This is a genomic window from Bacillus sp. CGMCC 1.60114, assembly GCF_042676365.1.
GTDB lineage: Bacteria > Bacillota > Bacilli > Bacillales > Bacillaceae_G > Bacillus_A > Bacillus_A rhizoplanae_A.
In genome coordinates this window covers 54,657-80,837 of record NZ_JBHTHG010000117.1, presented here as the reverse complement: position 1 = coordinate 80,837, position 26,181 = coordinate 54,657, and the positions used below count along the sequence as shown (strand labels likewise).

General features: G+C 36.7%; 31 protein-coding genes. 10 read left to right on the top strand and 21 right to left on the bottom strand.

Annotated elements, in window-relative coordinates; all coding sequences use genetic code 11:
- Positions 1-101: 101 nt before the first annotated feature.
- Both ACFQZ1_RS18965 and ACFQZ1_RS18960 read left to right on the top strand, forming a co-directional pair.
- Positions 102-197, top strand: a complete 96-nt coding sequence (locus tag ACFQZ1_RS18965; protein ID WP_336481478.1) for a YjcZ family sporulation protein — start codon at positions 102-104, stop codon at positions 195-197.
- 88 nt (positions 198-285) lie between these two features.
- On the top strand, positions 286-804 hold the full coding sequence (locus ACFQZ1_RS18960; RefSeq protein WP_377883749.1) for a DUF309 domain-containing protein: 519 nt from the start codon (positions 286-288) through the stop codon (positions 802-804).
- A gap of 124 nt (positions 805-928) precedes the next feature.
- Here ACFQZ1_RS18960 and ACFQZ1_RS18955 read toward each other — a convergent pair whose 3' ends face one another.
- The 3 genes from ACFQZ1_RS18955 to ACFQZ1_RS18945 all read right to left on the bottom strand — a co-directional run bounded on the left by ACFQZ1_RS18955 (position 929) and on the right by ACFQZ1_RS18945 (position 2,203).
- Positions 929-1,294, bottom strand: a complete 366-nt coding sequence (locus ACFQZ1_RS18955; RefSeq protein ID WP_377883748.1) for a GNAT family N-acetyltransferase — start codon at positions 1,292-1,294, stop codon at positions 929-931.
- A 179-nt stretch (positions 1,295-1,473) separates the two neighbouring features.
- A complete protein-coding gene (locus ACFQZ1_RS18950) occupies positions 1,474-1,596 on the bottom strand; it encodes a hypothetical protein (RefSeq protein ID WP_377883747.1) in 123 nt (40 codons plus the stop codon).
- A 169-nt stretch (positions 1,597-1,765) separates the two neighbouring features.
- Positions 1,766-2,203, bottom strand: a complete 438-nt coding sequence (locus tag ACFQZ1_RS18945) for a peptidylprolyl isomerase (RefSeq protein WP_377883746.1) — start codon at positions 2,201-2,203, stop codon at positions 1,766-1,768.
- A 208-nt stretch (positions 2,204-2,411) separates the two neighbouring features.
- Here ACFQZ1_RS18945 and ACFQZ1_RS18940 point away from each other — a divergent pair, with 208 nt between their 5' ends.
- The gene (locus ACFQZ1_RS18940) at positions 2,412-3,278 is read left to right on the top strand and encodes a DUF1002 domain-containing protein (RefSeq protein ID WP_377883745.1); all 867 of its coding nucleotides are present in this window, start codon (positions 2,412-2,414) and stop codon (positions 3,276-3,278) included.
- Between the two features lie 26 nt (positions 3,279-3,304).
- Here ACFQZ1_RS18940 and ACFQZ1_RS18935 read toward each other — a convergent pair whose 3' ends face one another.
- The 12 genes from ACFQZ1_RS18935 to ACFQZ1_RS18880 form a co-directional block, all read right to left on the bottom strand.
- The gene (locus ACFQZ1_RS18935; RefSeq protein WP_377884148.1) at positions 3,305-4,111 is read right to left on the bottom strand and encodes a Cof-type HAD-IIB family hydrolase; all 807 of its coding nucleotides are present in this window, start codon (positions 4,109-4,111) and stop codon (positions 3,305-3,307) included.
- Positions 4,112-4,201: 90 nt separating this feature from the next.
- Positions 4,202-5,674, bottom strand: a complete 1,473-nt coding sequence (locus tag ACFQZ1_RS18930; protein WP_377883744.1) for a spore germination protein — start codon at positions 5,672-5,674, stop codon at positions 4,202-4,204.
- Positions 5,652-6,230, bottom strand: a complete 579-nt coding sequence (gene spoVAEA / locus ACFQZ1_RS18925; protein ID WP_377883743.1) for a stage V sporulation protein SpoVABEA — start codon at positions 6,228-6,230, stop codon at positions 5,652-5,654. Before spoVAEA ends, ACFQZ1_RS18930 begins: the two co-directional genes overlap by 23 nt.
- A 5-nt stretch (positions 6,231-6,235) precedes the next feature.
- Complete coding sequence (spoVAE, locus tag ACFQZ1_RS18920; protein WP_377883742.1) at positions 6,236-6,586, bottom strand: stage V sporulation protein AE; 351 nt, start codon at positions 6,584-6,586, stop codon at positions 6,236-6,238.
- 3 nt (positions 6,587-6,589) lie between these two features.
- Entirely contained in the window at positions 6,590-7,603 is a 1,014-nt protein-coding gene (spoVAD, locus tag ACFQZ1_RS18915) for a stage V sporulation protein AD (RefSeq protein WP_377883741.1), read from the bottom strand.
- 208 nt (positions 7,604-7,811) lie between these two features.
- Positions 7,812-8,273: a stage V sporulation protein AC gene (gene spoVAC, locus ACFQZ1_RS18910; RefSeq protein ID WP_377883740.1), complete on the bottom strand. Its 462-nt coding sequence runs from the start codon at positions 8,271-8,273 to the stop codon at positions 7,812-7,814.
- 11 nt (positions 8,274-8,284) lie between these two features.
- On the bottom strand, positions 8,285-8,701 hold the full coding sequence (locus ACFQZ1_RS18905; protein WP_377883739.1) for a stage V sporulation protein AB: 417 nt from the start codon (positions 8,699-8,701) through the stop codon (positions 8,285-8,287).
- A complete protein-coding gene (locus tag ACFQZ1_RS18900) occupies positions 8,694-9,314 on the bottom strand; it encodes a stage V sporulation protein AA (protein ID WP_377883738.1) in 621 nt (206 codons plus the stop codon). Before ACFQZ1_RS18900 ends, ACFQZ1_RS18905 begins: the two co-directional genes overlap by 8 nt.
- A gap of 91 nt (positions 9,315-9,405) precedes the next feature.
- Positions 9,406-10,164: an RNA polymerase sporulation sigma factor SigF gene (gene sigF, locus ACFQZ1_RS18895; protein WP_377883737.1), complete on the bottom strand. Its 759-nt coding sequence runs from the start codon at positions 10,162-10,164 to the stop codon at positions 9,406-9,408.
- Between the two features lie 12 nt (positions 10,165-10,176).
- Positions 10,177-10,617, bottom strand: a complete 441-nt coding sequence (spoIIAB, locus tag ACFQZ1_RS18890) for an anti-sigma F factor (protein ID WP_377883736.1) — start codon at positions 10,615-10,617, stop codon at positions 10,177-10,179.
- Positions 10,618-10,968: an anti-sigma F factor antagonist gene (spoIIAA, locus tag ACFQZ1_RS18885; protein ID WP_098914605.1), complete on the bottom strand. Its 351-nt coding sequence runs from the start codon at positions 10,966-10,968 to the stop codon at positions 10,618-10,620. It abuts the gene before it with no gap.
- Between the two features lie 244 nt (positions 10,969-11,212).
- Positions 11,213-12,391, bottom strand: a complete 1,179-nt coding sequence (locus ACFQZ1_RS18880) for a D-alanyl-D-alanine carboxypeptidase family protein (protein ID WP_377883735.1) — start codon at positions 12,389-12,391, stop codon at positions 11,213-11,215.
- 165 nt (positions 12,392-12,556) lie between these two features.
- Here ACFQZ1_RS18880 and ACFQZ1_RS18875 point away from each other — a divergent pair, with 165 nt between their 5' ends.
- From ACFQZ1_RS18875 to ACFQZ1_RS18855, 5 genes are all read left to right on the top strand, one after another.
- A complete protein-coding gene (locus ACFQZ1_RS18875; protein WP_377883734.1) occupies positions 12,557-12,976 on the top strand; it encodes a GntR family transcriptional regulator in 420 nt (139 codons plus the stop codon).
- On the top strand, positions 12,942-13,823 hold the full coding sequence (locus tag ACFQZ1_RS18870) for an ABC transporter ATP-binding protein (RefSeq protein WP_377883733.1): 882 nt from the start codon (positions 12,942-12,944) through the stop codon (positions 13,821-13,823). The genes ACFQZ1_RS18875 and ACFQZ1_RS18870 overlap by 35 nt, the downstream gene beginning before the upstream one ends.
- Positions 13,813-14,898, top strand: coding sequence for an ABC transporter permease subunit (locus ACFQZ1_RS18865; protein ID WP_377883732.1), 1,086 nt, complete (start codon positions 13,813-13,815; stop codon positions 14,896-14,898). The genes ACFQZ1_RS18870 and ACFQZ1_RS18865 overlap by 11 nt, the downstream gene beginning before the upstream one ends.
- 52 nt (positions 14,899-14,950) lie before the next feature.
- Positions 14,951-16,021, top strand: coding sequence for an ABC transporter permease subunit (locus ACFQZ1_RS18860; protein WP_377883731.1), 1,071 nt, complete (start codon positions 14,951-14,953; stop codon positions 16,019-16,021).
- Positions 16,022-16,345: 324 nt separating this feature from the next.
- Positions 16,346-18,100, top strand: coding sequence for an adenine deaminase C-terminal domain-containing protein (locus tag ACFQZ1_RS18855; protein ID WP_377883730.1), 1,755 nt, complete (start codon positions 16,346-16,348; stop codon positions 18,098-18,100).
- Positions 18,101-18,173: 73 nt separating this feature from the next.
- On the opposite strand, the gene ACFQZ1_RS18850 is transcribed toward ACFQZ1_RS18855, so the two are convergent.
- Complete coding sequence (locus ACFQZ1_RS18850) at positions 18,174-18,719, bottom strand: hypothetical protein (protein WP_377883729.1); 546 nt, start codon at positions 18,717-18,719, stop codon at positions 18,174-18,176.
- Between the two features lie 124 nt (positions 18,720-18,843).
- Positions 18,844-19,263, bottom strand: a complete 420-nt coding sequence (locus tag ACFQZ1_RS18845) for a MarR family winged helix-turn-helix transcriptional regulator (protein WP_336481501.1) — start codon at positions 19,261-19,263, stop codon at positions 18,844-18,846.
- A gap of 161 nt (positions 19,264-19,424) precedes the next feature.
- Here ACFQZ1_RS18845 and ACFQZ1_RS18840 point away from each other — a divergent pair, with 161 nt between their 5' ends.
- Complete coding sequence (locus ACFQZ1_RS18840; RefSeq protein ID WP_377883728.1) at positions 19,425-20,084, top strand: SIMPL domain-containing protein; 660 nt, start codon at positions 19,425-19,427, stop codon at positions 20,082-20,084.
- A gap of 135 nt (positions 20,085-20,219) precedes the next feature.
- Entirely contained in the window at positions 20,220-21,509 is a 1,290-nt protein-coding gene (locus ACFQZ1_RS18835; RefSeq protein WP_377883727.1) for an NCS2 family permease, read from the top strand.
- Between the two features lie 31 nt (positions 21,510-21,540).
- On the opposite strand, the gene corA is transcribed toward ACFQZ1_RS18835, so the two are convergent.
- The 4 genes from corA to deoB form a co-directional block, all read right to left on the bottom strand.
- The gene (gene corA, locus ACFQZ1_RS18830) at positions 21,541-22,491 is read right to left on the bottom strand and encodes a magnesium/cobalt transporter CorA (protein WP_377883726.1); all 951 of its coding nucleotides are present in this window, start codon (positions 22,489-22,491) and stop codon (positions 21,541-21,543) included.
- A 236-nt stretch (positions 22,492-22,727) separates the two neighbouring features.
- On the bottom strand, positions 22,728-24,032 hold the full coding sequence (locus ACFQZ1_RS18825) for a pyrimidine-nucleoside phosphorylase (RefSeq protein WP_377883724.1): 1,305 nt from the start codon (positions 24,030-24,032) through the stop codon (positions 22,728-22,730).
- Positions 24,033-24,039: 7 nt separating this feature from the next.
- Complete coding sequence (locus tag ACFQZ1_RS18820; protein WP_377883723.1) at positions 24,040-24,861, bottom strand: purine-nucleoside phosphorylase; 822 nt, start codon at positions 24,859-24,861, stop codon at positions 24,040-24,042.
- Positions 24,862-24,874: 13 nt separating this feature from the next.
- A complete protein-coding gene (gene deoB / locus ACFQZ1_RS18815; protein WP_377883722.1) occupies positions 24,875-26,059 on the bottom strand; it encodes a phosphopentomutase in 1,185 nt (394 codons plus the stop codon).
- Between the last annotated feature and the right edge of the window lie 122 nt (positions 26,060-26,181).

Here is a 26,181-nt window from a genome sequence, read left to right as displayed (position 1 = left end):
TTTCAGAAATTTAATCAAAAATAGACGTATACCTATGCCACAATGCCCACCGTGTTCATATGATAACAGTGTAATGAGTACATTGTAGGAGGTTACAAACTATGGGAGGACATATTGGAGGTTTCCACGGCGGATTCGCTCTACTGGTTGTGTTGTTTATTTTATTAATTATTGTCGGTGCAGCTTGCTTCTGCTAACTGACATAAAGCGACTAGAACAATCTCTAGTCGCTTTATATTTATGATACACTATATATATACACTGCTTAAAATAGGGGTGAAAAACATGTATCATGAAGCATACATACAGTTTTTAATTCATTTTCATAGTGATTACGACTACTTTGAATGTCACGAAATTTTAGAAGAACATTGGAAAACAAAACCACGCGGAGAGCGTGAGCAACATTGGGTAGGTCTCATTCAAATTGCTGTCGCTTTATATCATCATAGACGTTGTAATTGGAATGGCGCTGAGCGAATGATCAAGAGTGCACTATTCATTTTACAAAATGAAAAACAGCACATTAAGGCGTTAGATTTAGACTATCCAAAACTATTATTGCTTCTTGAGGAACGACTGCATATCATTCAAAATCATAAGCCTTATGCAACACTATTTCTTCCTTTTTCTAATCCGAATCTAGAAAATATATGCATACAATTATGTAAAGACAAAGGACTTTCTTGGAAAGAGACTTCTTCCACTCCAAGTGAGGATATTATTCACAAACATTCTCGCCGCAATCGTGAAGATGTGATTGCCGAGAGAAATATACAATTACAAAAAAGAAAGCAGAGATAACATTATCTCTGCTTTTATCCCGCTACTTTTGGACAATAACCTTCCCTCAACTAAGGGAAGGTTTACTTTATCCCGCATTAACGAGCAGTAAACCCCCCCCACCACTGATGGAAGTTTCACTTTATTAATGCACATTATGTTCAACTTCTTTGCATTTCTCACAAAATCTAGAAGTTTGTTCATTGCCACATATCGTAACATTCGGCAGCATTGTTTGTAATTCTTGTACCATTTTTGTTCCAATTCCCACTTGACGATGCGAAGGGTTCACACTAATATGCTGTATTTCTAATACACCTTCATTTTGTTTTATCGTACCAATAATCCCAACAATAGCATCGTCCTCTTTCCATAAATAGAGCTGCCAATTATCATTTTTTTCATAATCCTTCATCGTTGCTTGTAATCGCTTTATATCTTTTTCCATTGGCATAAAAGAAAGCAGTCCCATTGCAATTTTTTCATAACTTTTTTTAAAACGAATTAACATGAAATTTATCCCTTCTTACAAAAGTTACAAATCATATATCCCCTCAACCAGCAATTTAAATCTTACATCATGTCTATTTTACAATATTTCTAATTAACTGAGAAGGTTTGCCCTCAAAAACAACTTTATAATAATACAAAGAGGGAAAGAGGAAGTCAAATGTAGATATTTTGTTTATATTATGCTAGTAGCAGAATATTGCTTGTACCTAGCTTAAATGGCACATAAAGGGAAACTTCCATCAGTGCTTTTATTCCCCACTGACGGAAAGCCCATCCAATTGGGTGCATGTCAGCAGTCATCTTCCACCTATCTTCTTCGATTCTCACTCAATCTTGAAGTAGGTATCTTACTGCCCTCAAATAGCGGAATAAAAGAGACATAAATTCTCCTATGTGTATCTTTTACTGCTCTTTACTTATAAATTCTTTTTTTATAAAAAAAGAGAGCGTTTTGCTCTCTTTTCACATTTTACTCTTCCCAAACTTTAACTTCTTTCATAACATCGCCTTGACGCATATTTAATACTGTCTCAATACCGCTTGTTACTTTTCCGAATACAGTGTGAACACCATCTAAATGCGGTTGTGGTTCATGTACAAGAAAGAACTGGCTTCCTCCAGTATTTCTTCCTGCATGTGCCATAGAAAGTGCGCCTACACCGTGTTTATGAGGGTTGCCATCTGTTTCACAAGGAATGGAGTATCCAGGACCGCCTGCTCCTGTTCCTGTTGGATCGCCACCTTGGCTTACAAAACCGGGAATTACTCTGTGGAAAGTAACCCCATTGTAAAAACCTTCATTTGCTAATTTTCTAAAGTTATCTACTGTTTTTGGTGCCTCTTCTGGGAAAAATTCTAATTCGATTTTTTCACCATTTTCCATTAATATGTATCCTAAAGTTTTCATGTATAATAAGCTCCTTTCAACAATCTCAGCCTTATATTACCACAATCACTGTAATAAACAAAAATATTATTGCGAAAACCTTTATAAAATCCGACAATCCTGCTATTTCTTTAACAAATCAATCTGAAGACGGATGACAAATACAAAAAATATACTATAATTACTTTGTTGCCCGAAAATTCCAGAAAGAGAAAGGGAGCGATTTTTCGTGAAAACGAAACTATTAGCACTGCTATTAGCTGTCATGGTCTTTTTAATTCCAACAGCTTCATATGCAGACGTGATTGAGGGAGAATCTATTGTTACATTAGGAGAAAATTTAACAGAACAGCAAAAACAACAACTTCTTGAAGAAATGAAAGCGCCAAAAGATGCGCAAATTATTACGGTATCAAATACGGAAGAACATAAATATTTAGATGGGATTGTACCAAACGCACAAATCGGCACAAAAGCAATTTCTTCTTCTATGATTACGTATACTAAAAAAGGATCTGGTCTTGTTGTACAAGCACATAATATTAATTGGGTAACAGATGCAATGTATACTAACGCATTAATTACAGCAGGTGTAAAAGATGCGAATATACACATTACAGCACCATTTAAAGTATCAGGAACTGCAGCTTTAACAGGTTTAATGAAAGCTTACGAAACAACATCGAAAAAAGAAATTCCAGACGAAGTAAAAAAAGTGGCAAACGAAGAAATGGTTCAAACTGCAAAACTTGGTGACCAAATCGGGAATGATAAAGCTGTACAACTTGTTGCAAACGTTAAACAAGAAATAGCAAAAGAGCAGCCAAAAACAACAGAAGATTTACGTTCACTAATTAAAAAGGTTGCAGATCAACTTGGAATTACATTAACTGATGAACAACTCAATAATTTAGTAACACTCTTTGATAAAATGAAAAACTTAAATATTGATTGGAATCAAGTTAGTAACCAATTAAATAAAGCGAAAGACCATGTTTCTGCGTTTTTAGGTTCTGAACAAGGTCAGGGCTTTTTAGACAAACTAAAAGGTGTATTCTCTAGCTTTATTGACTTTATTAAATCACTATTTAACTAAAAAAGCTCGTCATTGACGAGCTTTTTTCATGCTAACAACGGAAGTTTCATAATTGCTTCTTCTACAGAACGAACAACATGATTCGCTTTTTCTTTCACAAATGGATGAGCATGATGCAACGTAAAAGAATGCGGCGTCACAGAAAACATTGAAACATCATTAAAGGAATCCCCAATGCACGCTACTTCATGTGCTTCTACTTGTAAGTGTTCCATTAAAAGTTGCAGTGTACTTCCTTTACTAATTCCAACTGGCATAATATCCACATATCTCTTTCCCGAAATCACTACTTCTGCTTTGCCTCGAAACTTGTTTCGCAGCTCTTCATCTAACATTGTAACTTTTGCTTCTTCTCCATATACAAATAATTTTGAGGGATGAATAGTTTGTCCAAACTCTTCATCTAATGTCTCCACTTCTGCGATTTTCACTTGAATAGATTCTTCAAACATACGATGATGCTCATTTTTCTTTTTCGTATATCGATGCTCCTTCGCACATACAATATCCGCCATCTCTTTTTCATGTATATATTTATATATTTCCCGGGCAATTTCACCATTAAAAGTCGATTCGTGGAGCATTTCTCCTTCTTTCGTTAATAAGACCGCACCATTTAACCCTGTTGTATAATAAGGGAAAGCGAATTGCTTCACAGCATCATGAATACGATGAGTAAAACGGCCAGAAGCAAAACAAATATCCGTTCCCTTCTCTGCTAGCCAGCATAATGCTTTTTCATCATCTTGATGAATACGATTTACATTATAAACGAGTGTATCATCTAGATCGCTCACAAATAACTTAATCATGTAATCTCCCCTTCCATACAACATATGTACTTCTAGTGTACAAAAGAAATGTTATGTTTTTGTTAAAAACATATAAATTTATAATAAAAATGAGCAGAAGTTTCCTTCTGCTCATTTTTGTCGTCTTATATTTTGTGGATGAACTATACTTGGACGCATTTTCAAACTAGGAATAGACGGCCGAATGAAAATTTTCATGAATGCTCCCAAATCAAATGGAAGAAATGGCCAAAGGTACGGTGTTTGCAAACTTTTAATCGATGCTAAAAATAAAATTAACACTGTCATTCCAATAACAAATCCTGTATCTCGAAATATAGCTATACATACGATGAGGAATAATTTAGCAATTTTATTCCCTAATCCTAATTCATAACTTGGCGTTGCAAATAATCCAATCATAGAAATGGCAGTATATAGAATAACTTCTGGTACAAATAGACCGACATCAATTGCTATTTGACCAATTAATATAGCTGAAATTAACCCGGCTGCTGATGACAATGGTGTTGGTGTATGGATAGATGCCAGTCGCAAAAATTCCAATCCTACTTCTGCTAAAATAATTTGCAAGAAAATTGGTAAATTTGTCGTTTTATTCGGTCCAATAAACGCAAGTTTTTCTGGCAATAAAGTAGGATCAAGTACAAACGCAAGCCAAAGTGGTAATAAAAACAGTGAAAACAATATTCCAATAAATCGAGTCCAACGTAAAAACGTTCCGACAGCTGGATTTTGCCGAAACTCCTCAGCATGCTGTACATGATGAAAATATGTTGTTGGTGTAATAATTACGCTAGGAGAAGTATCTGTCAATAGCAAAACATGTCCTTCTAGCAAATGATTCGCAGCGACGTCTGGTCTTTCTGTATATCGAATAAGTGGAAAAGGATTATATCCTTGTTTAACAAGAAACTCCTCAATGGTTTTATCAGCCATTGTTATACCATCGATTTCAATACTTTCTAACTCTTGCTTTATTATTTTCACTAAGTCTGGATTCGCAATATCCTGTATATATGCGATACAAGTATCAGTTTTTGATCGGTCACCTACCCGTATCATCTCATGCCGCAAGCGAGGATCACGAATACGCCGCCGAATAAGACCTGTATTCACAATAATATTTTCAACAAATCCATCACGGGCCCCTCTAACAACTTTCTCTGTATCCGGCTCTGTCGGAGTTCGTCCCGGATAACTACGAACATCTATTACAAATGCTTCTGTTTCTCCCTCAACAAAAATAACGATTAAACCTGACAAAACTTGAAATATAACATCTTCCATCGTCTTTATTTTACTTACTTGCTGATGAATAAGACGATTTTCTAACAGCTTTACGGTATTGTCTTCATACCTTTGTATTTCATTCGTATCAACAACTTCGTCCAAAATGTGTATAATGAAGTTCGTATCACACAAACCGTTCACATAAAAAACACCAATTTCTTTATCTAAAATATGAAATTTACGAATCCCCACATCAAACGTAACACCAAGTCCAACTGTTTGCTTTAAATAATTTTCATTATCGCTTAAAAATGAAGAAATTGGTATACTAATCTTTTTTTGGTTGGTCATAAAACCCACTCCTTTCTAAAATTACTTGAATTGCTTTTTTTGTAATTGGTGACCCACGCTTCCAGTCATCATTTCCGTACATTTTTCCAATATCCCCAATTCCAACAATAATCGGAACATGTAGTTCATCTAAACAGTAAACGGTATCACCGTTAATCCTTCCTATTTCAACATCCGCTAACCCAAACTTATCAACACCATATTCAGTTAACCGTCCTTCTCGATCAATGCTTACATCAACGCGAGCCCATTCCCAATGATGCGTATTAGAAGCGACAGCTAGCACGCCAAGCACATCAATTTGTTTATTCGTTGCTACATATTTTAGCGCTTTTTCCCCTGAACCTTCTCCAATATATCCACTATCATCAAACATAACAAAAACTGGGTCATGTGGTGTTTGCATGATAAGCTCAACAATCTTTCTCCCTGTTAATTTCGTTGGATTACTTTGTGATGCCGAAATACATCGTCCCCCAAACTCCTTTGTCAGTAACTCGATTGTTCGCTGTGCATATTCATCTCCGTCTGTCACCAAAATAACCCGTCTTCTCATCTTGTTTATCCTTTCGGTTTAAAAATAAGTGCTGTTAAAAATGCAAATAAAATTGATGCTGAAATTCCAACAGATGTTAACTTAAACATTCCCATTCCAATCCCAAGATAACCATGCTTTTCTGCAGCTTCCATCGCACCATGCAATAAAGAGTGACCAAAACTTGTAATAGGAACAGTTGCTCCTGCTCCTGCAAACTGAATCAATTTATCGTAAATTCCAAATCCATCTAAAATAGCGCCAGCTACTACGAAGGTTGCCATAACATGTGCAGGTGTTAATTTTGTAAAATCTAACAGTAGTTGTCCGATGACACAAATCGCACCTCCAACTACAAACGCATATATAAATTCCACCTATTACACCCCTTTTATTCTTTCAAATACGATACCGTGTGCAATCGTTGGAATCGTTTCTTTTTGTTGAATCATAATCGGATTTAACAAGGCACCAGTTGCTACAACAAAAATCCGTTGTAAATTCCCCTTTCTCATTTCTTTCATTAAATGTCCATATGTCACAACTGCAGAGCAGGCACAGCCACTCCCCCCTGCAAATACTTGCTGGTCATCTCTGTAAATCATTAAACCGCAATCATTATAGACATTACCTATGTCATAGCCTTCATCTAACAAAAGTTGCCGCGTAATTGGTGTTCCAACTGCAGATAAATCACCCGTCACAATTAAGTCATAATCTGCAGCACTTCTTTTTAAATCTTCAAAATGCTGTTGAATTGTATGAGCTGCAGCAGGCGCCATAGCAGATCCCATATCAAACGGATCTGTTATGCCTAAATCTTGAACTTTTCCAATGGTTGCTGCTGTTACTTTAATTGAACTTCTTTCACGACTAATTAAAGCTGTACCAGCTCCTGTAACAGTAAACGTCGCTGTAGTTGGTTTTTGTCCTCCATACTCTGTTGGATAACGAAATTGCCTTTCAGCAGTAGCATTATGACTACTAACTGTTGCTAATACGCGATTTGCAAATCCACCATCAATAAATGCAGCGCCAACAGCCAGCGTCTCCATAGAAGTTGAACATGCTCCAAACATTCCTAGAAATGGAATCGAAAGTTCTCTAGCAACATAATTTGCTGTAACCGTTTGATTTAATAAATCTCCAGCTAAAAAAAAATCGATATCAGATGCTTGCAGCGTTTCTTTTCGTAATACTTGTTGAATTGAATCTCTCATTAATCGTCTTTCAGCTAGCTCCCAACTCTCTTCTCCGCAATGCAAATCATCATATGTAATATCAAAACTATCTCCAAGCGGTCCCTCCGCTTCTTCCGGTCCAACAGCCGTTCCTGTCGCATTCACATATACATCGTTTTGAAATACCCACGTTTGTTTCCCAGTTAATCTCATCTGTCTTCTCCTTTACTTACATAAAGTGAAACTTCCCTTAGTGATTCCCCCTCACCTATCCTCTTCGTTTTCGCCGAATCTTAATGTGGGAGATTCCTGCCTATTAGGGCGAGATAAAGTGAAACTTCCATCAGTGGGGGGGGTTCTTCATCCCCCACCTATCTTCTTTGCTTCTCTCTGAATCCTGAGGTGGGGGTCTTACTGCCTGTTAATGCGGGATAAACAGCTTCCATGTATACCGAATGAGACCTACAACATACGCTCCAACAACACCAAATACAATTACACTTCCAGCGATCTTAAACATATTGGTGGCAATCCCAAGAACAATCCCTTCACTGCGGTGTTCCATTGCTGCACTCACCATTGAATTTGCAAATCCAGTAACCGGGATTGCTGACCCTGCCCCTGCAAATTGTCCAAGTTTATCATATACACCTACCCCCGTTAAAACGGCCGACAATAATATTAATGTTGTGATTGCTGGATTTCCTGCATTTTTCTCCGTAAAATCGAAATAGTGTATATACATCTTCATCAAAGCTTCACCTAATGTACAAATAAGCCCTCCCACAACAAAAGCCTTGATGCAATTCATAACATAGTTAGTTTTTGGTTGATAGCCTTTTACGTTATTTATATAATCATCTTTCAATTTTCGTGTTTTCATTGACATACCTCCTATTTCACAAAATAAATCCAATGAAATAAAGAACCTACCACCTTACCAAGAACAAGTGCGATAAGAAGAATAACAATTTTCCCATCAACCCCAACGCGTTTTGCCAATATCGGAAGTACATTTAGCACTTCTGTTAATGCGGCGGCAAGCATTCCAATAAATGTGCCGCATAACAATCCAAGGAGTAAAAGCCAATACGGTGAAGCCATCAATGTGATATCACGCAAACTGCACCATGCGCCACTTAATGCACCGCTCACAACAGCCCATTCGTAGTATTGAGCACGATGACCACTTTTCGTTAACTGAGCGAGCCTTGGAATCATACCTAATACAGTTAGAAATGCAACGTATCCTCCTCCAACAGCAATTCCACCAGCAAATCCAATAAAGATCACTCCAATATATTCAATCATTTGGGATTTTCTTTATCATTTCTTTGTTTTCATTCATCATCACATATTGATCGAGAGATTGCTGGTATTGAAATATTTCAACTTCTAATGGACTTGGCTCCTCATTAATGCGCTTTTGAAAAACATGATTAAAAAAAAGAATCATTCCAAGTCCAAGTCCTAACGAATATGGGATTTGAAATAAAAGTGGCTTTTTATTACTTTCTCCTGTAATCATGTAATACAAGCGTTGATGTACTTGTTGCATACTAACGTCTTCATGAAAATAAATAATTGCAAGGGCAGCTCCCACAAATAGTAATAGCCAAACCATTCCAAAGAAAAATGGATTTACTCGTTTTTTCTCATATACGATTTCAACAATAGTTTGTGCTGAACCAAGCAAATTAATTTGTAAACTGCTAGAATACCGTTGAATACGCTGAATAACTTTCATCACATCGATTACTACATGCGTTTTATCTTTCTTTGTAATTTTGTATACAACCTGGCTTTTTATTTCGTCTACAATATGTGAATCTCCAACTACTTGTGCAACATCACCAACTTTAATCTCATAAGCAGGCGACACTTGTAAGCGACTTCTCATCTTTACATATATCGTTTGCTCCACTCCAATCACCCCTTAACTATTCCTCGTAGTTGTAGTATGGATATTGGAAAATTTTCTAATACAACTTTTTTGAAATAAAAAACCGAATAGACTATTCGCCTATTCGGTCCTTCATTTGCTTTAATATTTTCTTTTCTAACCGTGACACTTGTACTTGAGAAATCCCTAAACGCTCCGCTACTTCTGATTGCGTTTGGTCTTTATAATATCGCAAATATACAATCAATCGTTCACGTTCATCTAATTCACGAATCGCTTCTTTTAAAGCAATCTTATCAAACCACTTCGTTTCAGAACGATCTGCAATTTGATCTAAAATGGTAATAGGGTCACCATCATTTTCATACACCGTTTCATGTATAGATGACGGTGTCCGGCTTGCTTCTTGTGCCATTACCACTTCTTCTGGCGTTAATTCTAACGCCTCGGCTATCTCGGTAACTGTCGGTGCACGACCATACTCTTTTGATAATTCATCTTTCATTTTGCGAATTTTATTTCCAGTTTCCTTTAAAGAACGACTTACTTTCACTGTCCCATCATCACGTAAAAAACGTTGAATTTCTCCAATAATCATTGGGACTGCATATGTTGAAAACTTTACATCAAAAGATAAATCAAATTTGTCGACAGATTTTAGCAAACCAATACAACCTATTTGAAACAAGTCTTCCGGCTCATAACCACGATTTAAAAACCGTTGTACAACCGACCAAACAAGTCTCATATTATTTTGTACAATTAAATCTCTCGCTCCTTGATCACCATCTTGACTTCTTTGAATTAATTCTTTTAACTCTTGATCCTTTAACTGTCCTTTTCCTTTTTCACTTCTGACCTCTATGTCCATAGGCAATTCTCCTTAATTGCATAGAGCGTTACTTTTTGATAGATACTTCGTCAAATGGATCGTTGTCCCGAAAGATTCATTGGAAATAACCTCTACTTCGTCCATAAAATTTTCCATAATGGTAAATCCCATTCCGGAACGCTCTAATTCGGGTTTTGTTGTGAAAAGGGGTTGCCTTGCTTCATCTAAATCTAAAATTCCAATCCCTTCATCACGAATCGTTAACTTTACCATATCATCTTCCAAAATAACCGTAATATACACAATGCCATCTGGATGTCCTTCATATCCATGAATAATGGCATTCGTTACCGCCTCAGACACAACTGTTTTCACTTCAGTTAACTCTTCCATCGTTGGATCAAGCTGCGCAATAAAAGCTGCAACTGTAACCCGAGCAAACGATTCATTTTGACTTAATGCTGAAAATTGAAGGTTCATTTCATTTCTCATCTACGCCACCCCCAATGTCGCGAGCGCATGCGCTTCATTTTCTTCTAAACGAATAATTTTAAATAGCCCTGACATCTCAAACAAGCGTTTTACAGCAGGAGAAATTGCACATACAACCATTTCGCCGCCTAGGCTTTTGACATGTTTATATCTTCCTAACACAACACCAAGACCAGAACTATCCATAAATGCTAATTGCTCTAAGTTTAAAATAATATGATGAACATGATGCGTCTCAATCATATCAGTGACTTTCGCTCGCAACTCTTCGGCGGTATGATGATCTAGTTCGCCTGCTAAACGAACACATAAGACATCACGCTTTACTTCTAAATGAATGGAAAGACTCACTCTATTTCCTCCTTACATTCAAAATTCGCGCATACACGCAAAACATATAAGAAGTTTTTCTCTAAAATAAATGTAGAATCCTTCCACCTGACAAAAGAAGTATTATTTCGTCATAAAATGAACCTTCTAGCAGCATCTCTTACCATTGAACTAACAATAAAGTGAAACTTCCATCAGTGGGGGTCTACTGCCCGCGAATAGCGGGATAAACTCACCAAAAGAGAAAGCGGCAACAAATTTGCCGCTATTTCGATGTCGAAAACATCCCAAAACTTCGTTTAAATAACTCCCACCAACTTGCTGCTGCGACATCTTCTTTCGCAACAATTGTCTGTTTGAGTAATACTTGATTATCTTTTTTTATGACAAGGGTGCCTAAGACATCTCCTTTTTTAATTGGAGCTTTCACTTTTTCCTCAGCAACTACTTCTTTTTTGATATTTTTCATCGTTTCTCCCTTTTTCATCAGTAGAGAAACATTGTCAGATGCAACTAAGTCGACAGTTTCTTTCTTTCCTTTTCCAACCTTTACCGTCTGAATTTTTTCTCCTCTTGTATACATTTTTTTCGTCATATATTGGCTAAATGCATAATCAAGAAGCTTCGTTACTTCCGCATTCCGTTCTTTTGATGTTGGGGATCCCATGATAACAGAAATGACGCGCATGCCATTTCTCTCTGCAGATGCTGTTAAGCAATATTTTGCCTCTGTTGTAAAGCCTGTTTTCACGCCATCAACACCTGGATAGAAACGAACAAGCTTGTTTGTATTTACAAGCCAAAATTTCTTATCCGTATCTTCTCGTAAGTAATCTTCATATTTACCTGTATATTTACGAATTAACGGGTATTTCATTAATTCTTTTGCCATAACTGCCATATCATATGCTGTTGAATAATGGTTCTTGGCTGGAAGGCCCGTTGGATTTTGAAAATGAGTATTTTTAAGTCCTAAATCTTTTGCTTTTTTATTCATCATGTCTACAAATCCTTCTTCTGACCCAGCAATATGTTCAGCAACTGCAACTGATGCATCATTTCCAGATGCAATTGCAATGCCTTTTAGCATTTCATTGACTGTCATTTCTTCACCAGGCTCAAGGAAAATTTGTGATCCGCCCATAGAAGCTGCATGTTCACTCGTTCTCACTTTATCTTGCAATTTTAGTTTTCCTTTTTCAATTTGCTCCATAATGAGTAGCATGGTCATAATTTTTGTCATACTAGCAGGTGGCAACTTTTCATTTGGGCTTTTTTCAAATAAAACTTTTCCCGTATCCTGTTCAATAACAATCGCTGACGATGCTTGTTCCGCTAGCTTTGGTTTTGTTTCTTCTTCCTTTTTCTCAGACTGCGCAAAACCAATTGGAACAGCGGAAAGCACTAACATGAAACAAACAAGTATTCCAATCAATCGCTTCATGACTAACCCTCCATTCTATATCACACCTATTTTTTCCAAATGAAGGGTTTTTATACCATCTTTTTCTAGAAATAGAATTGACAAACAAAAGTGTATTATATATTGTATTAAGTGTATTACATCTAATAGTACACCTAAAATTTCATCAGGAAGGAGACATTGCTCTTGCACATTCAACTTGATCCAAGAAGCAACACTCCGATATGGGAACAAATTGTTCACAACGTAAAGGAACTAGTTTTAAAAGCGATACTCGCACCAAATGATAAACTCCCTTCCGTTCGGGAACTTGCCTCTTCACTTGTAATTAATCCAAATACGGTGAGTAAAGCGTATCAAGAATTAGAACGACAAGGAATTATTGAAACGCTGCGCGGCAAAGGAACATTTGTATCCCAATCGATTACCCCAACACAAGATGAAAGGAAAATTGCTATGGTGGAAAAACAATTTCATCAATTATTACTAGAAGCTTCTTATCTCGGTATTTCAAAAGAAAAAATTCATGATTGGATTGATTCATACTTTAAAGAATTAGGAGGAAATACTCATGCTGAAGGTGACGAACGTAAAGAAAACAATTGATAACCAAACAATATTAGAAGATATTTCATTTACTCTAAAAAAAGGAAGCATCGTCGGATTACTTGGAAGAAACGGAGCTGGAAAAACAACATTATTACGCACACTCGTTGGAATCTTAAATCCAGATGAAGGAACCGTTACATACAACGAAATTGACGTGCACAAACATCCTGAAGTAAAACAAATGGTCGTATATGTTCCAGACTCTACAAATGTACTCAGCGGATATACAGTAAAAGAAATCGTAAAATTTTATAAAGCAGTCTATCAAAATTTCAATGCAGACTATTTTTATAAGCTACTAGAGCGCTTTAACTTACCAGAGAAACGAATTCGCAGTTACTCCCGCGGAATGAAAGCATTGCTAGCGATGATCCTAGCTTTTTCTACTGGCGTAGAATACATTATTTTAGATGAACCAACAAATGGACTAGATCCAATCGCAAAAAGGCAGATTCTTCAGTTTTTAATCGAAGAAGTAGCAGAGCGAGAAATTACCATTCTCATTTCTACGCATCACCTAGATGAAGTGGAAAAAATCGCAGACACAGTCATCATTTTAAAAGATCATACAATCGCAGCGATCACAGCTTTAGAAGATACAAAATCGCGCTATGCAAAAATTCAAGTAGCTTACGAACGCTCCCTACCACAAAAGCTGATGAATTTATGTAATGTGAAAGTATTAAACCAAACAGGAAAAGTATATACCGTCTTAATCGAAGGCAATGTAGCAGCTACGTTAGAGAAATTTCATAAAGAGCAGCCACTCTTATTAGAAGAATTGTCAATGTCGCTTGAGGACGTATTTGTTACAGCTTTTGAGGAGGGGTCACATGTTTCATAAAGCGTTATGGATGCGAACTTATAAACAAGGGAAATATATTATTCTATTGTTTTGGTTAAGTAGTTTATATATGCTGCCTTATAAGTATTACAACGGAGCACAATCTGAACTTGCTCAATCAACAATGAAATTTGATGATTATGTATATTACTATTCCTATTATTTTAATACATTTGACACCGTCTTCATCCAAGGTCTCATTCTCATTGCACTTGCTTGCGTCTTGATTGGATGGGAACGAAATAATCAATCAACTGATTTTCTTTTTTCTATGCTTTTTAAACGAAAAGATATCTTTTTGACAAAATGGTTATTTGGCGTGTTGAATATTATTACAGTAAATATCATTTGTTGGATAAGTATGTATAGGATAAAGAACGTATCGTTTCACGAACAGTATCAAATATTTACTCCATTCCACACTTACTTTTTATACGCTACGATTGTACTCATTGCAATCTATACATTCACTTTATTTATCGGTACCATTACCGGGAATATTTTTTCACAAAGTGGCTTAACTGCAATTCTATTATTTCTACCATACGGTTTAGTATTGTTAATATCTGGATTTGTATATACTCATACGAGAGATTCAGTAGAAGCATTAGGAGAAATAGAGCGTAAAACTCATGAATACTTACAACATGTAAGTATCGTTGCACCGTTAGAGTCTTTCGACATTCATTTTAATTACCATCCTATCGCAAAGTTCGATGAGCAAGGAAATGAAATTTCCACATTACCACCAGACGATCCAAAGAAAACAACACCTGTTCCATCTGCGTGGAAATTACTGACACCATTTGCTTATATCATTATCTTTTTACCAATCGGAACTTTGCTTTACACACGTGCTCCAAACGAACAAAACGGAAAAATACTATTGTTTCCACAATTACAGAAATGGTTTATTGGTTGCACTGTTCTTTGTTTCGCTTTGTTTGGTGGTAGGTTACTCGGAGGAAGAGATGCGTTCCTTGCTTATTACGTCGGTTTTTTTATAGCCAGCATTGTTAGCTACTTCGTTTTTACTCGCCTACTAAAATGGAAATTTTCTTTCGGTGGAAGGTAGCGATTATTATTTTAAATTTAGAAAAATATACATATAAATTGAGGTGAATTACATGTTTCATAAAGCGTTATGGATACGAAACTGGAAGCAAGGGAAATATGCTATTTTACTCTTTTGGTTAAGTACACTATACGTATTACCTTATAAATATTATGTAAGTGCTCAAGACATGGTTCATTACTTTCATATGAATACAAAAGATAGTTATTATTTATATCATTGGAGTGGCGGTGATCCTATAATATTTCCTGCTCTAATTTTAATTGGATTAACTACTATATTAATAGGATGGGAACGGAATAACCAATCGATCGATTTTCTTTGGTCTATGCCATTTAAACGCTCACACTTGTTTTTATCCAAATGGTTATTTGGTACGGTTCATATCGTAAGTGCACTTAGCGTAAGTTGGGGTTTTATGTATATTGTTTATAAAACTACGATACACGCCAAATATCAATCATTTACACCGTTTCATCTATACTTTGCATATGTAATTATAACATTAATTGCAGTCTATACATTAGCTCTCTTTATTGGAACAATTACAGGAAATATCATCTCACAAAGTGTGTTAAGTTATATTTTAATGATTTTCCCTCTTTACATTTTTCAACTGGTATTTCCTTTCTTTGCATTACATGTTGATCTGTCAGAAAAAGAATATCACGATGTCTATCGTAAAAGTTCCATATACATAGAAAATATAAGTACCCTAGCTCCTCTTACCCATTTTAATATTAACTATGACTATGATCCACGTCGAGAAGCTATAAATGATGATTATGGAGAGTTACATGTGGGACCTGCTTATCACCATATCCCGTCTGCTTGGACACTACTAAGTCCTGCAATTTATATACTCATTTTTCTTCCACTAGGAACCTATTTATATGCACGCTCACCAAATGAGCATAATGGAAAAATACTGCTATATCAAAGACTTCATGTCCATTTCTCAATATGTACTTCCATTTGTTTCGGACTTCTTGGCAGCGAAATTTTCACTGATGGCAGTAAATCTATCCCGCTTCACTATATGTATTTTATAGGGTTTAGCATTTTGACATATGCCATTTTGCAACGAATGTTAAAACATAAACTTTCTTTATATGCAAAATAGCCTCCTAGTCAGGAGGCTATTTTCAGAGTGCCGAAAAATAAACTTGTCATTATACACTTGCCTTTCCCCCTCCTCTATACAATGGAAAGAGAAGTTTTCATATGTACTACGTAGAACAGAACTTGAAAAAATAAGCTGTACTGCGTTTGCTGCGCGAATCTGACATAGATTTAACCTGCTCAAAAAATAGAAAAAGAACAGATAATCTACAATGTGATCCCCCTTTATAGTAGAATATAAAAGTATATTAGACTGAATTTTTAGATATTTAATACAGACTGAAATAATTCTGAGTACGGAAAAGCAGATAAGGGGGAGACTTACATGAGAGCCATTGAAAGAGATACATTGTGGAAGCTTATAGAGGTATCAAGGGGTAAGCACCCCGCAACAGTTTGGATTACCGGAGGAATTGTATTTAATGTATACACAGGAGAGCTGGAAAGAAAAGATATCGTTTTGTATGAAGATCGCATTGCTTATGTAGGAATACGTGAACCGCAAGTTGATGAGAAAACGCAAATTATAGATGCATCCAGCTTTACATTAGTTCCAGGATACATCGAACCTCATGCACATCCGTATCAGTATTATAATCCTACGTCATTTGGAGAATTCGCTTTAAGCTTAGGTACAACAACTTTAGTGAATGATAATCTAATATTTTATTTAAATACAGGCCAGGAAAATTTGGAATATTTAATGGACTACAGCAGTCATTTGCCTGTCAAAAATTATTGGTGGGCAAGGATGGATCCGCAAAGTAACCACCCGGATATGTTAGCAAAATTCACGACTGAGCGCTTGGTCAGTTTACTTAGTCATAAGCGGGTTATACAAGCTGGCGAATTAACCGCTTGGCCTGCCGCCTTAACTGGCGATGAAACAATCCTTGAAGGAATAGCAGAAGCACGGCGGCTGGGAAAAAGAATTGAGGGGCATAACCCAGGAGCTTCAAGTGAAACCTTAAATGCTTTGGCAGCACTCGGTGTTACGGCTTGTCATGAAGCTATCAATGGAGAGGAAGTAATTAGAAGACTTCGTTTAGGTATGTATGCAACTTTGCGCCACTCCTCCATACGTCCTGATTTACCTGGCTTAATCAGAGATTTACAAGAGCTCGAATTTGATTTTTCTTCCGCTTCAAGACTTATGTTAACAACAGATGGCTCCATGCCCCCGTTTCTTCAGCATGGATTGATGGACTATCTTATTAAGATTTCTCTCGATAATGGTGTTCCTTTCCATGCTGCTTATCGGATGGCCACTTTAAATCCTGCAACATATTATGGATTGGATCAAGAAATCGGTGGAATCGCTCCGGGACGAGTCGCAGATATTCTATTTCTCGAGGATATAAGCAAGCCTTCTCCGGTCAAGGTTATAGCAAACGGGCAGCTCTTGAAGCCGTTTCCTCTATGTGATTGGCGACAATTGCAATTTGAGCCCATGCACATAGAATGGCGAGTTCAGCCGGAGTGGCTGGATATGAACGCCGAAAATTCGGAAGTCCCTGTAATAGAAATGCTTAATGCGGTCATTACGAAATCCAGTCTAGAAGCATTGCCGTTAAAGCAAGGTATTATTGAGTTGGAGGCTAGAAAAGGATATTGTTATGTCAGTCTTATTGATCAAAAGGGGAAGTGGGTTACTAACGGTATATTAAAAGGATTTGCCGATCATCTAGATGCTGTAGCGACAACCTACACAGCATCTCAAGATATCGTTGTTATAGGGCAAAATAAAGAGATCATGGTAAAGGCTGTAAATCAGCTGCTCGATCAAGGTGGCGGTACCATATTAATGGAAGGTGAAGAAACCTTATTCAATTTAGAATTGCCGCTTGGGGGGAAAATGAGCAAGTTGCCTATGCATGAACTCATTTTAAAAACGATGGGACTTGTGCAACTTCTAAAGGAGAGAGGCCATCAGCATATCGATCCATTATATACACTGTTCTTTTTGACATCGATCCATCTACCAGCTGTACGCTTAACAGCTGAAGGAGTATATTCTATTAAAGAGAATGCGGTTGTGTCTTCGGTTAAGAAAGTGAAGAGTAACTATATTGTAAGATAAACAAGTTTCTCTGGATTTTTTTATAGACTACTTCTATTTTCATCTTGTTGAAAATAGCCTCCTAGTTAGGAGGCTATTTTACATTCTTCCGTCTTTCACTATACTTCTTCTCTTCATCCGTTCCAAATCCATCACCATTTGTCACGATTTGATCTGTCGGTGCGACAACACTTTCAGCAATTTTCCAGTCTCCTCGCTCTTGTACAAATACTTGTAAGAAATAGTTCATTCCATTTAGTTGATACGGATTTTCTTTTTTCACATCATACCGCACAGCTAAATAATACACTTGTACGTTTTCTTTTCCAAATTTAGCCACATACTGAGAAACTCGCGGAATATACACTGAAGCTTTAGCCAATGATATTTGTTTTACGTTAGTAAGAGAAGAATGTTTCACATTATGTAAAGTATCTTGATGACGAATCTGATCACTATGGTGAAATAAAACGGAATTTCGCATGGAACGCACCCATAATTGTGCATATAAAACCGGTTCTTTGTTGGAAATATATTGAAGTTCCTTTTGTACAATTTGTTTCGGAGATGCTGCGCTTATTTGTATACTGTAACATAGTAAACATATACCGATAATTCCAAAAGAAACAATACGTTTCATAGTCTGCCTCCTATTCCATATAGTTAAAGTATAGGAGTTTAGGTCAATTTTTATGCAACGCATCAGTTCCATAGGATGGTAAAGCCACAAAAAAATAGAAAAGCAAAAGTTGCTTTTCTATTTTTTATAGGACTCTGCCAAAGAGCTCCAATACCATTTCAATCTCTTGATCGCTCCAGTCCTGGAACTTCTCTCTATAATATTCTTTTCGAACATTTTCAAGCTTTTCGGCAACTTCTTTCCCGCTATCCGTAATTTCTAAATAAACAATACGCCTGTCTGAATCAGAGCGCTTTCTCATTACAAGACCCTTACGAACAAGACGATCTGTAACCGCTGTAATATGACTCGATGTAACATTCACTTCACTTGCAATTTGCGATGCCATTTGTGGGCTTTTCCAATATAATGCACGCAGTACAGAAAACTCATTCCATGGCATGTATTCAGAAAAAAGTTCATTAATATCATTTTGTAATAAACGAATCATTTTTCGAAAGGAAATAGATAAGTCTAAAATAAGTGCTTCTCGTTTTTCGTTCACTGTTCTCGACCCTTTTTTATAATATTTACACATATTATAATGCATGAATACCTTAATTGTATATATTTTCTTTCTACTTAGATTTCCCAATATATTTCTAAATTTAAGGAAAAAATGGACTCACTTCTTTCATATAAATGAAAAAAGGAAGGTGAACAGCTATGCAAATCGGAATGCCCCCATATATACATGAATTACGCAATGCTAAAGAACCCACTGTTACTGTGCAAGGTGAAGGTGTCGTAAAAGCAAAACCTGATGTTGTCGTGTTAACAATTGGTGTTCGTACTGAAGGTCCAAATGTAAAGCAAGCACAAGAAGAAAATGCTGCTCTTTCTTCTAAATTACTTGATTCTTTGAAACAGCTTGGAATTACAGAGCAAAATATCAAAACGCTTTCTTACACCATTACACCGCAATATGAACAAGTGAACGAAAAGACTATTTTACGCGGTTATCAAGTTGAGCATTTATATGAAATTATTGTATTGAATGTACAAAAAGCAGGAGAAGTATATGAAGCAGCTGTAGCAAACGGGGCAAATGTCGCCAAAGGACTTGTATTTCGCGTATCGGATCCTAACATTTACTACAAACAAGCATTAGTACTTGCTGTGCAAAATGCCCAAGAAAAAGCGAGAACGATTGCTAGTACATATAGCCTAAATATAAATCCTATTCCCATTTCTCTTGTTGAAGAATCCTCTCATATGCCGCGGGAATTTGTTGCTTATTCCGCTGTCCATAGTGGTTCCCCCCCTATTCAATCAGGCGAACTGGAAATCACTTCAACGGTACGTGCTATTTTTACCTATATTTAATTATATCCAATAAAAAGAAGTAACCGTTCTCATTTTAGTTATTGTAAAAACCTTGCGTTTTGTTATAATTAAAAATGGTGAATCCTGCATAGGGATATCACGGGCGGGAGAGGGATATAAAAAAGAAGGTTTAACATGAAAGGAATCCTTGAAAAAACATTTAAATTAGACCTACATCACACATCGCCAAAACAAGAAGTACTTGCTGGTGTAACATCATTTTTCACGATTGTTTATATTATGATTGTGAATGCATCGATCTTATCAGATGCTGGTATTCCCCTTGAAGCAGGGATTTTAGCAACTGTATTTAGCTCATTTGTCGGATGTTTATTGATGGCATTCTGGGCAAATGCACCAGTGATTCTTGTACCAGGTATGGGGGTAAATGCGTTTTTCACGTACACAGCTGTGCATACGCTTGGTTTAACTTGGCAAGAAGCATTAGCAGCTGTCTTTATCGCTGGTATTATTTTCGCAATTGCTGCGTTTACACCTATTGCTCGCACGCTTTCTGCCGCAATTCCAAAGTCGTTAAAAGAAGCGATTACTGTCGGTATCGGACTATTTTTAGCATTTATCGGTTTGCAAAAAGGCGGTCTTGTCGTTGCGAATTCGAATACTGCTGTTGCATTAGGAAAATTAAGTAGTCCAGTTGTTTTAGCAACACTGCTTACCCTTATTGTTGCATTAGTTTTATTTATTCGTAACGTACGTGGAAACTTTTTATGGACAATCGCAATTGGAACAGGAATTGCTTGGTTATTTGGTCTTGTTGATACAAGTCAAGTTAGCAATAGCTCATTTTCATTTGCTAACTATGGTGATGTTTTTGGTGCAATGTCATTCGGGAAACTCGCTTCTTTACCATTTTTAATTGCAACGTTCTCATTGAGTATGGTACTCATTTTTGAAAACATGGGACTGTTGCATGGTTTGTTAGAAGATCAGCGTAAATTCTCTCGTGCTTATCAGGCAAATGCAATTTCAGCGATGACATGTGGTCTATTTGGCACAAGTCCAACTGTTTCTACAGTAGAAAGTGCTGCTGGTATTACAGCGGGCGGTAAGACAGGTCTGACGTCTATCGTTACTGGGGGGTTATTCTTTGCCTCTTTATTTGCTTTACCGTTTGTAAAGTTGATTCCAGATAGTGCAATTGCTCCAATTTTAATTATTATTGGCGGTTTAATGATTACAAACATTCAACAAATTCCTCTGAACGATTTTTCAGAAGGATTTCCAGCGTTTTTAATCATCGTTATGATTCCGCTCACATATAGCATTGCTGATGGTATTGCTTTTGGATTCATTGCATATCCAATCTTAAAAGTAGCACTCGGTAAACATAAAGAAGTTGCAAAACCTCTTTATATTATCACATGTCTCTTCTTAGTCATGTTTGTGTTACCTGCCATTGGCTAATAAAAAGACGTCGGGAATTCCCGACGTCTTTTTATTTAAACCAACCTTTTTTATAAAACCATACCATCATTCCACCGCCAATAAGAGCCATAATGGCTAAACAAATATAATAACCATACTCCCACTTTAACTCTGGCATATTGTCAAAATTCATTCCATATACACCAACAATAAATGTTAATGGCATGAAAATGGTTGAAAAAACCGTTAATGTTTTCATAATGTTATTCATATGATGAGAGTTTAGGGAAAAGTAACTATCCCGAATATCCGCTGTTAATTCTCGGCTTGTTTCAATCATCTCAGACAACTTTAACAAGTGATCATAAATATCTTTAAAATAAATTTCATGATCATTCCCACCATAAAAACGTGTTGAGTTTAAAATACGATACAATAAATCACGCATTGGTACAATTGTTCTTCGTAATTTTGATAAATCAGTACGAATATCAAATACTTCTTCTAATACAGTACTTGCTATATTTCCTGTTAAATTATCATCAATTGCATTTAAATGATCTTCAATATAATATACTGGAGCAAAATAATCATCGACAATTTGGTCAATAATCATATGGGTCACATGAAGAGTACTTCTCTTTATTCGCTGTTTTTCCCCAAGTTTATTCCACGCTCGTTCAATTGCCTTATTATGCGAAAAGTGAAAGGATACAACAAAATGATCACTAACGAATAAATCAATTTCATGTGGCTCTAATCCCTCTTCACTAAAAGCATGAAGAACTAAAAAATTATACCCTTCATAAAAGTCAACTTTCGGCCTCTGTACATATTCTAAACAATCTTCAATCGCAAGAGGATGGAATTTGAAATAGTCTTGTAAAATATATGTATACTCTTCTTTTGTCGGTTTACATAAATCTAGCCAAAACCACACAATATCTTCTCGCTTTGTTTCTTCTAATGACAAATCATATAATACTTCATTTTCTTTTGTTACTGCACAAATTCTTATCATAGTTTCACCCGTTATTATTATAAGCAAAAAAAGCTAAGGAGAAAACTCCTTAGCTTTTTTATCTCGCAATTAGTGGACAAATTGTCACTTTATCCCGCTACTTTCGGACAGTAAATCCTCCACGAGATTCAGAGAAAGCGAAGAAGATAGGTGAGGGAACTGTCCGTAAGAGCCCGATTGGTTCTACTAATCATCAGTGAGGGATGAAGCCCCACTGATGAAAGTTTCACTTTATCTTATTTCTCTACGATGCCATGTACTAACTTTGGTGCATCTACGTGTTCTGCAGATACCTTCATGTTTTCGTAAATTTTTTGTTTTACATCTTCTACATTTTCATGGTTTGCGTAAATTGTGATAAGTGATTCACCTTTTTTCACACTATCGCCCACTTTTTTACGAAGCATAAGTCCAACTGCTAAATCGATTTCAGATTCTTTCGTTGCACGACCTGCTCCTAAAAGCATTGCTGCTGTACCAATTTCATCTGCAACAATTTCAGATACAAATCCATCTTCTTTTGCCTCTACTTCAATCTTATATTGTGCTTGCGGCAATTTAGAAGGATCATCCACAACTGAAGCGTCACCGCCTTGTGCTGCTAAGAACGTTTTAAATGATTCTAGTGCTTTTCCGTTGTTCATAACTTCGATTAGCTTTTCGCGCGCATCTTCTAAGGAAGAAGCTTGTCCAGCTAGGTATACCATTTGACTTCCAAGCGTTAAACATAACTCTTCTAAGTCTTTTGGTCCTTTTCCTTGCAATGTATCAATTGCTTCTTTCACTTCTAAAGCGTTGCCGATTGCCTCACCAAGCGGCTGACTCATATCAGAAATAACAGCCATTGTTTTACGTCCAACATTGTTACCGATGCGAACCATTGCTTCAGCTAATTGCTTCGCATCCTCGTCCGTTTTCATAAATGCACCCGCACCTGTTTTAACATCAAGAACGATTGCATCCGCACCAGCTGCAATTTTTTTACTCATAATAGAGCTTGCAATTAACGGGATAGAGTTTACCGTTGCCGTCACGTCACGAAGTGCATATAACTTTTTGTCAGCAGGTGTTAAGTTGCCACTTTGACCAATAACAGCAATTTTATTTTCATTTACAAGGCGAATAAATTCCTCATTTTCAATTTCTACATGAAATCCTGGAACTGCTTCTAATTTATCAATCGTACCACCTGTATGTCCAAGACCGCGACCAGACATTTTCGCAACCGGTACACCTAAAGCAGCAACTAATGGACCTAACACAAGCGTAGTTGTATCACCAACACCACCTGTTGAATGTTTATCAACTTTTACTCCCTCAATCGCTGATAAATCAATTGTATCGCCGCTATTTACCATTGCCATTGTTAAATCAGCACGTTCCTGCTCATTCATATCTTGGAAAAAAATTGCCATTGCAAGTGAACTCATTTGGTAATCTGGAATATCACCATTTGTGTAACCTTTAATGATAAAATTAATTTCTTCTGTCGTTAAAGCTTTACCATCACGTTTTTTTGCAATTAGGTCCACCATTCTCATTGTGAACTCACCCCTTCATTTGTTTTACAATTTCTTTCACAAGCGCTAAGAAGTTTGCTTTTACACGCTCTGTTGTTTCAATTACTTCATCATGATGAAGCGGCTGATCTAAAATTCCAGCTGCCATATTTGAAATACAAGAAATACCAAGTACTTTCATACCAGCATGACCAGCCACAATAACTTCTGGTACAGTTGACATTCCAACTGCATCACCGCCAATTGTACGAATCATACGAATTTCTGCAGGTGTTTCGTATACAGGACCTGTCATCGCAACGTATACACCTTCTTGTACTTTAATATTTAAATCAGCAGCAACTTGTTTTGCCATTTTGCGAAGGTCTTTATTGTATGCTTCAGACATATCAGGGAAACGTACACCCATCTCAGAATCATTTGGTCCGATTAATGGATTATGACCCATAAAGTTAATATGGTCTGAAATTAACATTAAATCTCCTGGTTCAAATGATGTATTTACACCGCCAGCAGCATTTGTAACGATAACTGCTTCTACACCTAACTCTTTCATAACACGAACTGGGAATGTTACTTTTTGCATATCGTATCCTTCATAGTAATGGAAACGACCTTGCATTGCTACAACTGTAACACCTTGAAGTGTACCAAATACAAGTTGACCAGCATGACCTTCTACAGTAGACACAGGAAACTCAGGAATTTCACTGTACGGTACAGCCACTGCATTTTCGATTTCATCAGCTAATACACCTAGACCTGAGCCAAGGATTAACCCTACTGTTGGTGTTTCTTGAAATTTCCCTTTTAAATATGTAGCAGATTTTGAAATTAACTCGCGATTCATTTGATATTCCTCCTTATTTATCTAGCTCGTTTAAGAAGCTTTGTCCGTATTTTGGCATTGTTACACCGAAGTTTTCTGCAACTGTGGCACCGATATCAGCAAATGTTTGACGAAGCGGTAATTCTTTTCCGCCCTCTTTCATACTTGGACTATATGCTAATAATGGTACATATTCACGTGTATGGTCTGTACCTTGATGAATTGGGTCATTACCATGGTCAGCTGTAATAATTAACAAGTCGTCTTCTTTTAACTTTTCAAGTACTTCAGGAAGACGTGCATCATATTCTTGCAGCGCATCTCCATAACCTTGAGGATCACGGCGATGACCGAATAATGCATCAAAGTCAACAAGATTTACAAAGCTTAAACCTGTAAAGTCCATATTCGCTGTATCTGCAAGCTTATCCATACCATCCATGTTAGATTTTGTGCGAAGAGATTGCGTTACGCCCTCTCCATCATAAATATCAGAGATTTTACCGATTGCAATTACATCATAATTGGAATCTTTTAATTCGTTCATAACTGTGCGTCCAAACGGTTTTAAAGCATAGTCATGACGGTTTGGCGTACGTGTGAAGTTCCCTGGCTCCCCAACGAATGGACGAGCAATAACACGACCTACCATATATTTTTCATCAAGTGTTAATTCACGTGCAATTTTACAAATATTATATAATTCTTCAAGTGGTACAACTTCTTCATGAGCAGCAATTTGCAGTACGCTATCAGCAGATGTATACACAATTAATGCGCCTGTTTCCATATGTTCTTGTCCAAGTTCATCCAGAATTCCTGTTCCAGACGCTGGTTTATTCCCAATAATTTTACGCCCTGTTTTCGCTTCTAGCTCATCCAGTAATTCTTTCGGGAATCCTTCTGGAAACACTTGGAATGGCGTATCAATGTATAGACCCATAATCTCCCAGTGTCCTGTCATTGTATCTTTACCCATAGATTTTTCTTGCATTTTTGTATAATATGCAAGCGGCTTCTCTGCTTTTGCAATCCCTTTCATTTCACGGATGTTACCAAGGCCTAATTTCATCATGTTTGGCATTTGTAATCCGTTCATATGCTCTGCAATATGGCCAAGTGTGTCAGAACCTTTATCGCCATATTTCTCAGCATCTGGTGCTTCTCCAATTCCTACGGAGTCCATTACGATAAGAAAAATACGTTTATATTTATTCACAACTGTAACCTCCTATATATGCTACTTATGTAGTATGTTCAAATCGATGTAAAAACTTCCCTTTTCTCCTAAGTCAGATGTCAGACATCTCATGCTGCTATCATAACATGTTTACGCTTTCT

Coding starts and splice junctions, on each gene's coding strand:
- ACFQZ1_RS18960 (WP_377883749.1), top strand. CDS start 286: ATGTATCATGAAGCATACATACAGTTTTTAATTCATTTTCATAGTGAT.
- ACFQZ1_RS18870 (WP_377883733.1), top strand. CDS start 12,942: ATGCTGAAGGTGACGAACGTAAAGAAAACAATTGATAACCAAACAATA.
- spoVAD (WP_377883741.1), bottom strand. CDS start 7,603: ATGAGATTAACTGGGAAACAAACGTGGGTATTTCAAAACGATGTATAT.
- ACFQZ1_RS18965 (WP_336481478.1), top strand. CDS start 102: ATGGGAGGACATATTGGAGGTTTCCACGGCGGATTCGCTCTACTGGTT.
- ACFQZ1_RS18880 (WP_377883735.1), bottom strand. CDS start 12,391: ATGAAGCGATTGATTGGAATACTTGTTTGTTTCATGTTAGTGCTTTCC.
- ACFQZ1_RS18930 (WP_377883744.1), bottom strand. CDS start 5,674: ATGACCAACCAAAAAAAGATTAGTATACCAATTTCTTCATTTTTAAGC.
- ACFQZ1_RS18855 (WP_377883730.1), top strand. CDS start 16,346: ATGAGAGCCATTGAAAGAGATACATTGTGGAAGCTTATAGAGGTATCA.
- ACFQZ1_RS18825 (WP_377883724.1), bottom strand. CDS start 24,032: ATGAGAATGGTGGACCTAATTGCAAAAAAACGTGATGGTAAAGCTTTA.
- ACFQZ1_RS18820 (WP_377883723.1), bottom strand. CDS start 24,861: ATGAATCGCGAGTTAATTTCAAAATCTGCTACATATTTAAAAGGGAAA.
- ACFQZ1_RS18860 (WP_377883731.1), top strand. CDS start 14,951: ATGTTTCATAAAGCGTTATGGATACGAAACTGGAAGCAAGGGAAATAT.
- ACFQZ1_RS18905 (WP_377883739.1), bottom strand. CDS start 8,701: ATGATTGAATATATTGGAGTGATCTTTATTGGATTTGCTGGTGGAATT.
- ACFQZ1_RS18865 (WP_377883732.1), top strand. CDS start 13,813: ATGTTTCATAAAGCGTTATGGATGCGAACTTATAAACAAGGGAAATAT.
- spoVAEA (WP_377883743.1), bottom strand. CDS start 6,230: ATGAGAAGACGGGTTATTTTGGTGACAGACGGAGATGAATATGCACAG.
- ACFQZ1_RS18945 (WP_377883746.1), bottom strand. CDS start 2,203: ATGAAAACTTTAGGATACATATTAATGGAAAATGGTGAAAAAATCGAA.
- ACFQZ1_RS18955 (WP_377883748.1), bottom strand. CDS start 1,294: ATGTTAATTCGTTTTAAAAAAAGTTATGAAAAAATTGCAATGGGACTG.
- ACFQZ1_RS18850 (WP_377883729.1), bottom strand. CDS start 18,719: ATGAAACGTATTGTTTCTTTTGGAATTATCGGTATATGTTTACTATGT.
- corA (WP_377883726.1), bottom strand. CDS start 22,491: ATGATAAGAATTTGTGCAGTAACAAAAGAAAATGAAGTATTATATGAT.
- sigF (WP_377883737.1), bottom strand. CDS start 10,164: ATGGACATAGAGGTCAGAAGTGAAAAAGGAAAAGGACAGTTAAAGGAT.
- ACFQZ1_RS18840 (WP_377883728.1), top strand. CDS start 19,425: ATGCAAATCGGAATGCCCCCATATATACATGAATTACGCAATGCTAAA.
- ACFQZ1_RS18835 (WP_377883727.1), top strand. CDS start 20,220: ATGAAAGGAATCCTTGAAAAAACATTTAAATTAGACCTACATCACACA.
- spoVAC (WP_377883740.1), bottom strand. CDS start 8,273: ATGAAAACACGAAAATTGAAAGATGATTATATAAATAACGTAAAAGGC.
- ACFQZ1_RS18950 (WP_377883747.1), bottom strand. CDS start 1,596: ATGACTGCTGACATGCACCCAATTGGATGGGCTTTCCGTCAGTGGGGA.
- spoIIAB (WP_377883736.1), bottom strand. CDS start 10,617: ATGAGAAATGAAATGAACCTTCAATTTTCAGCATTAAGTCAAAATGAA.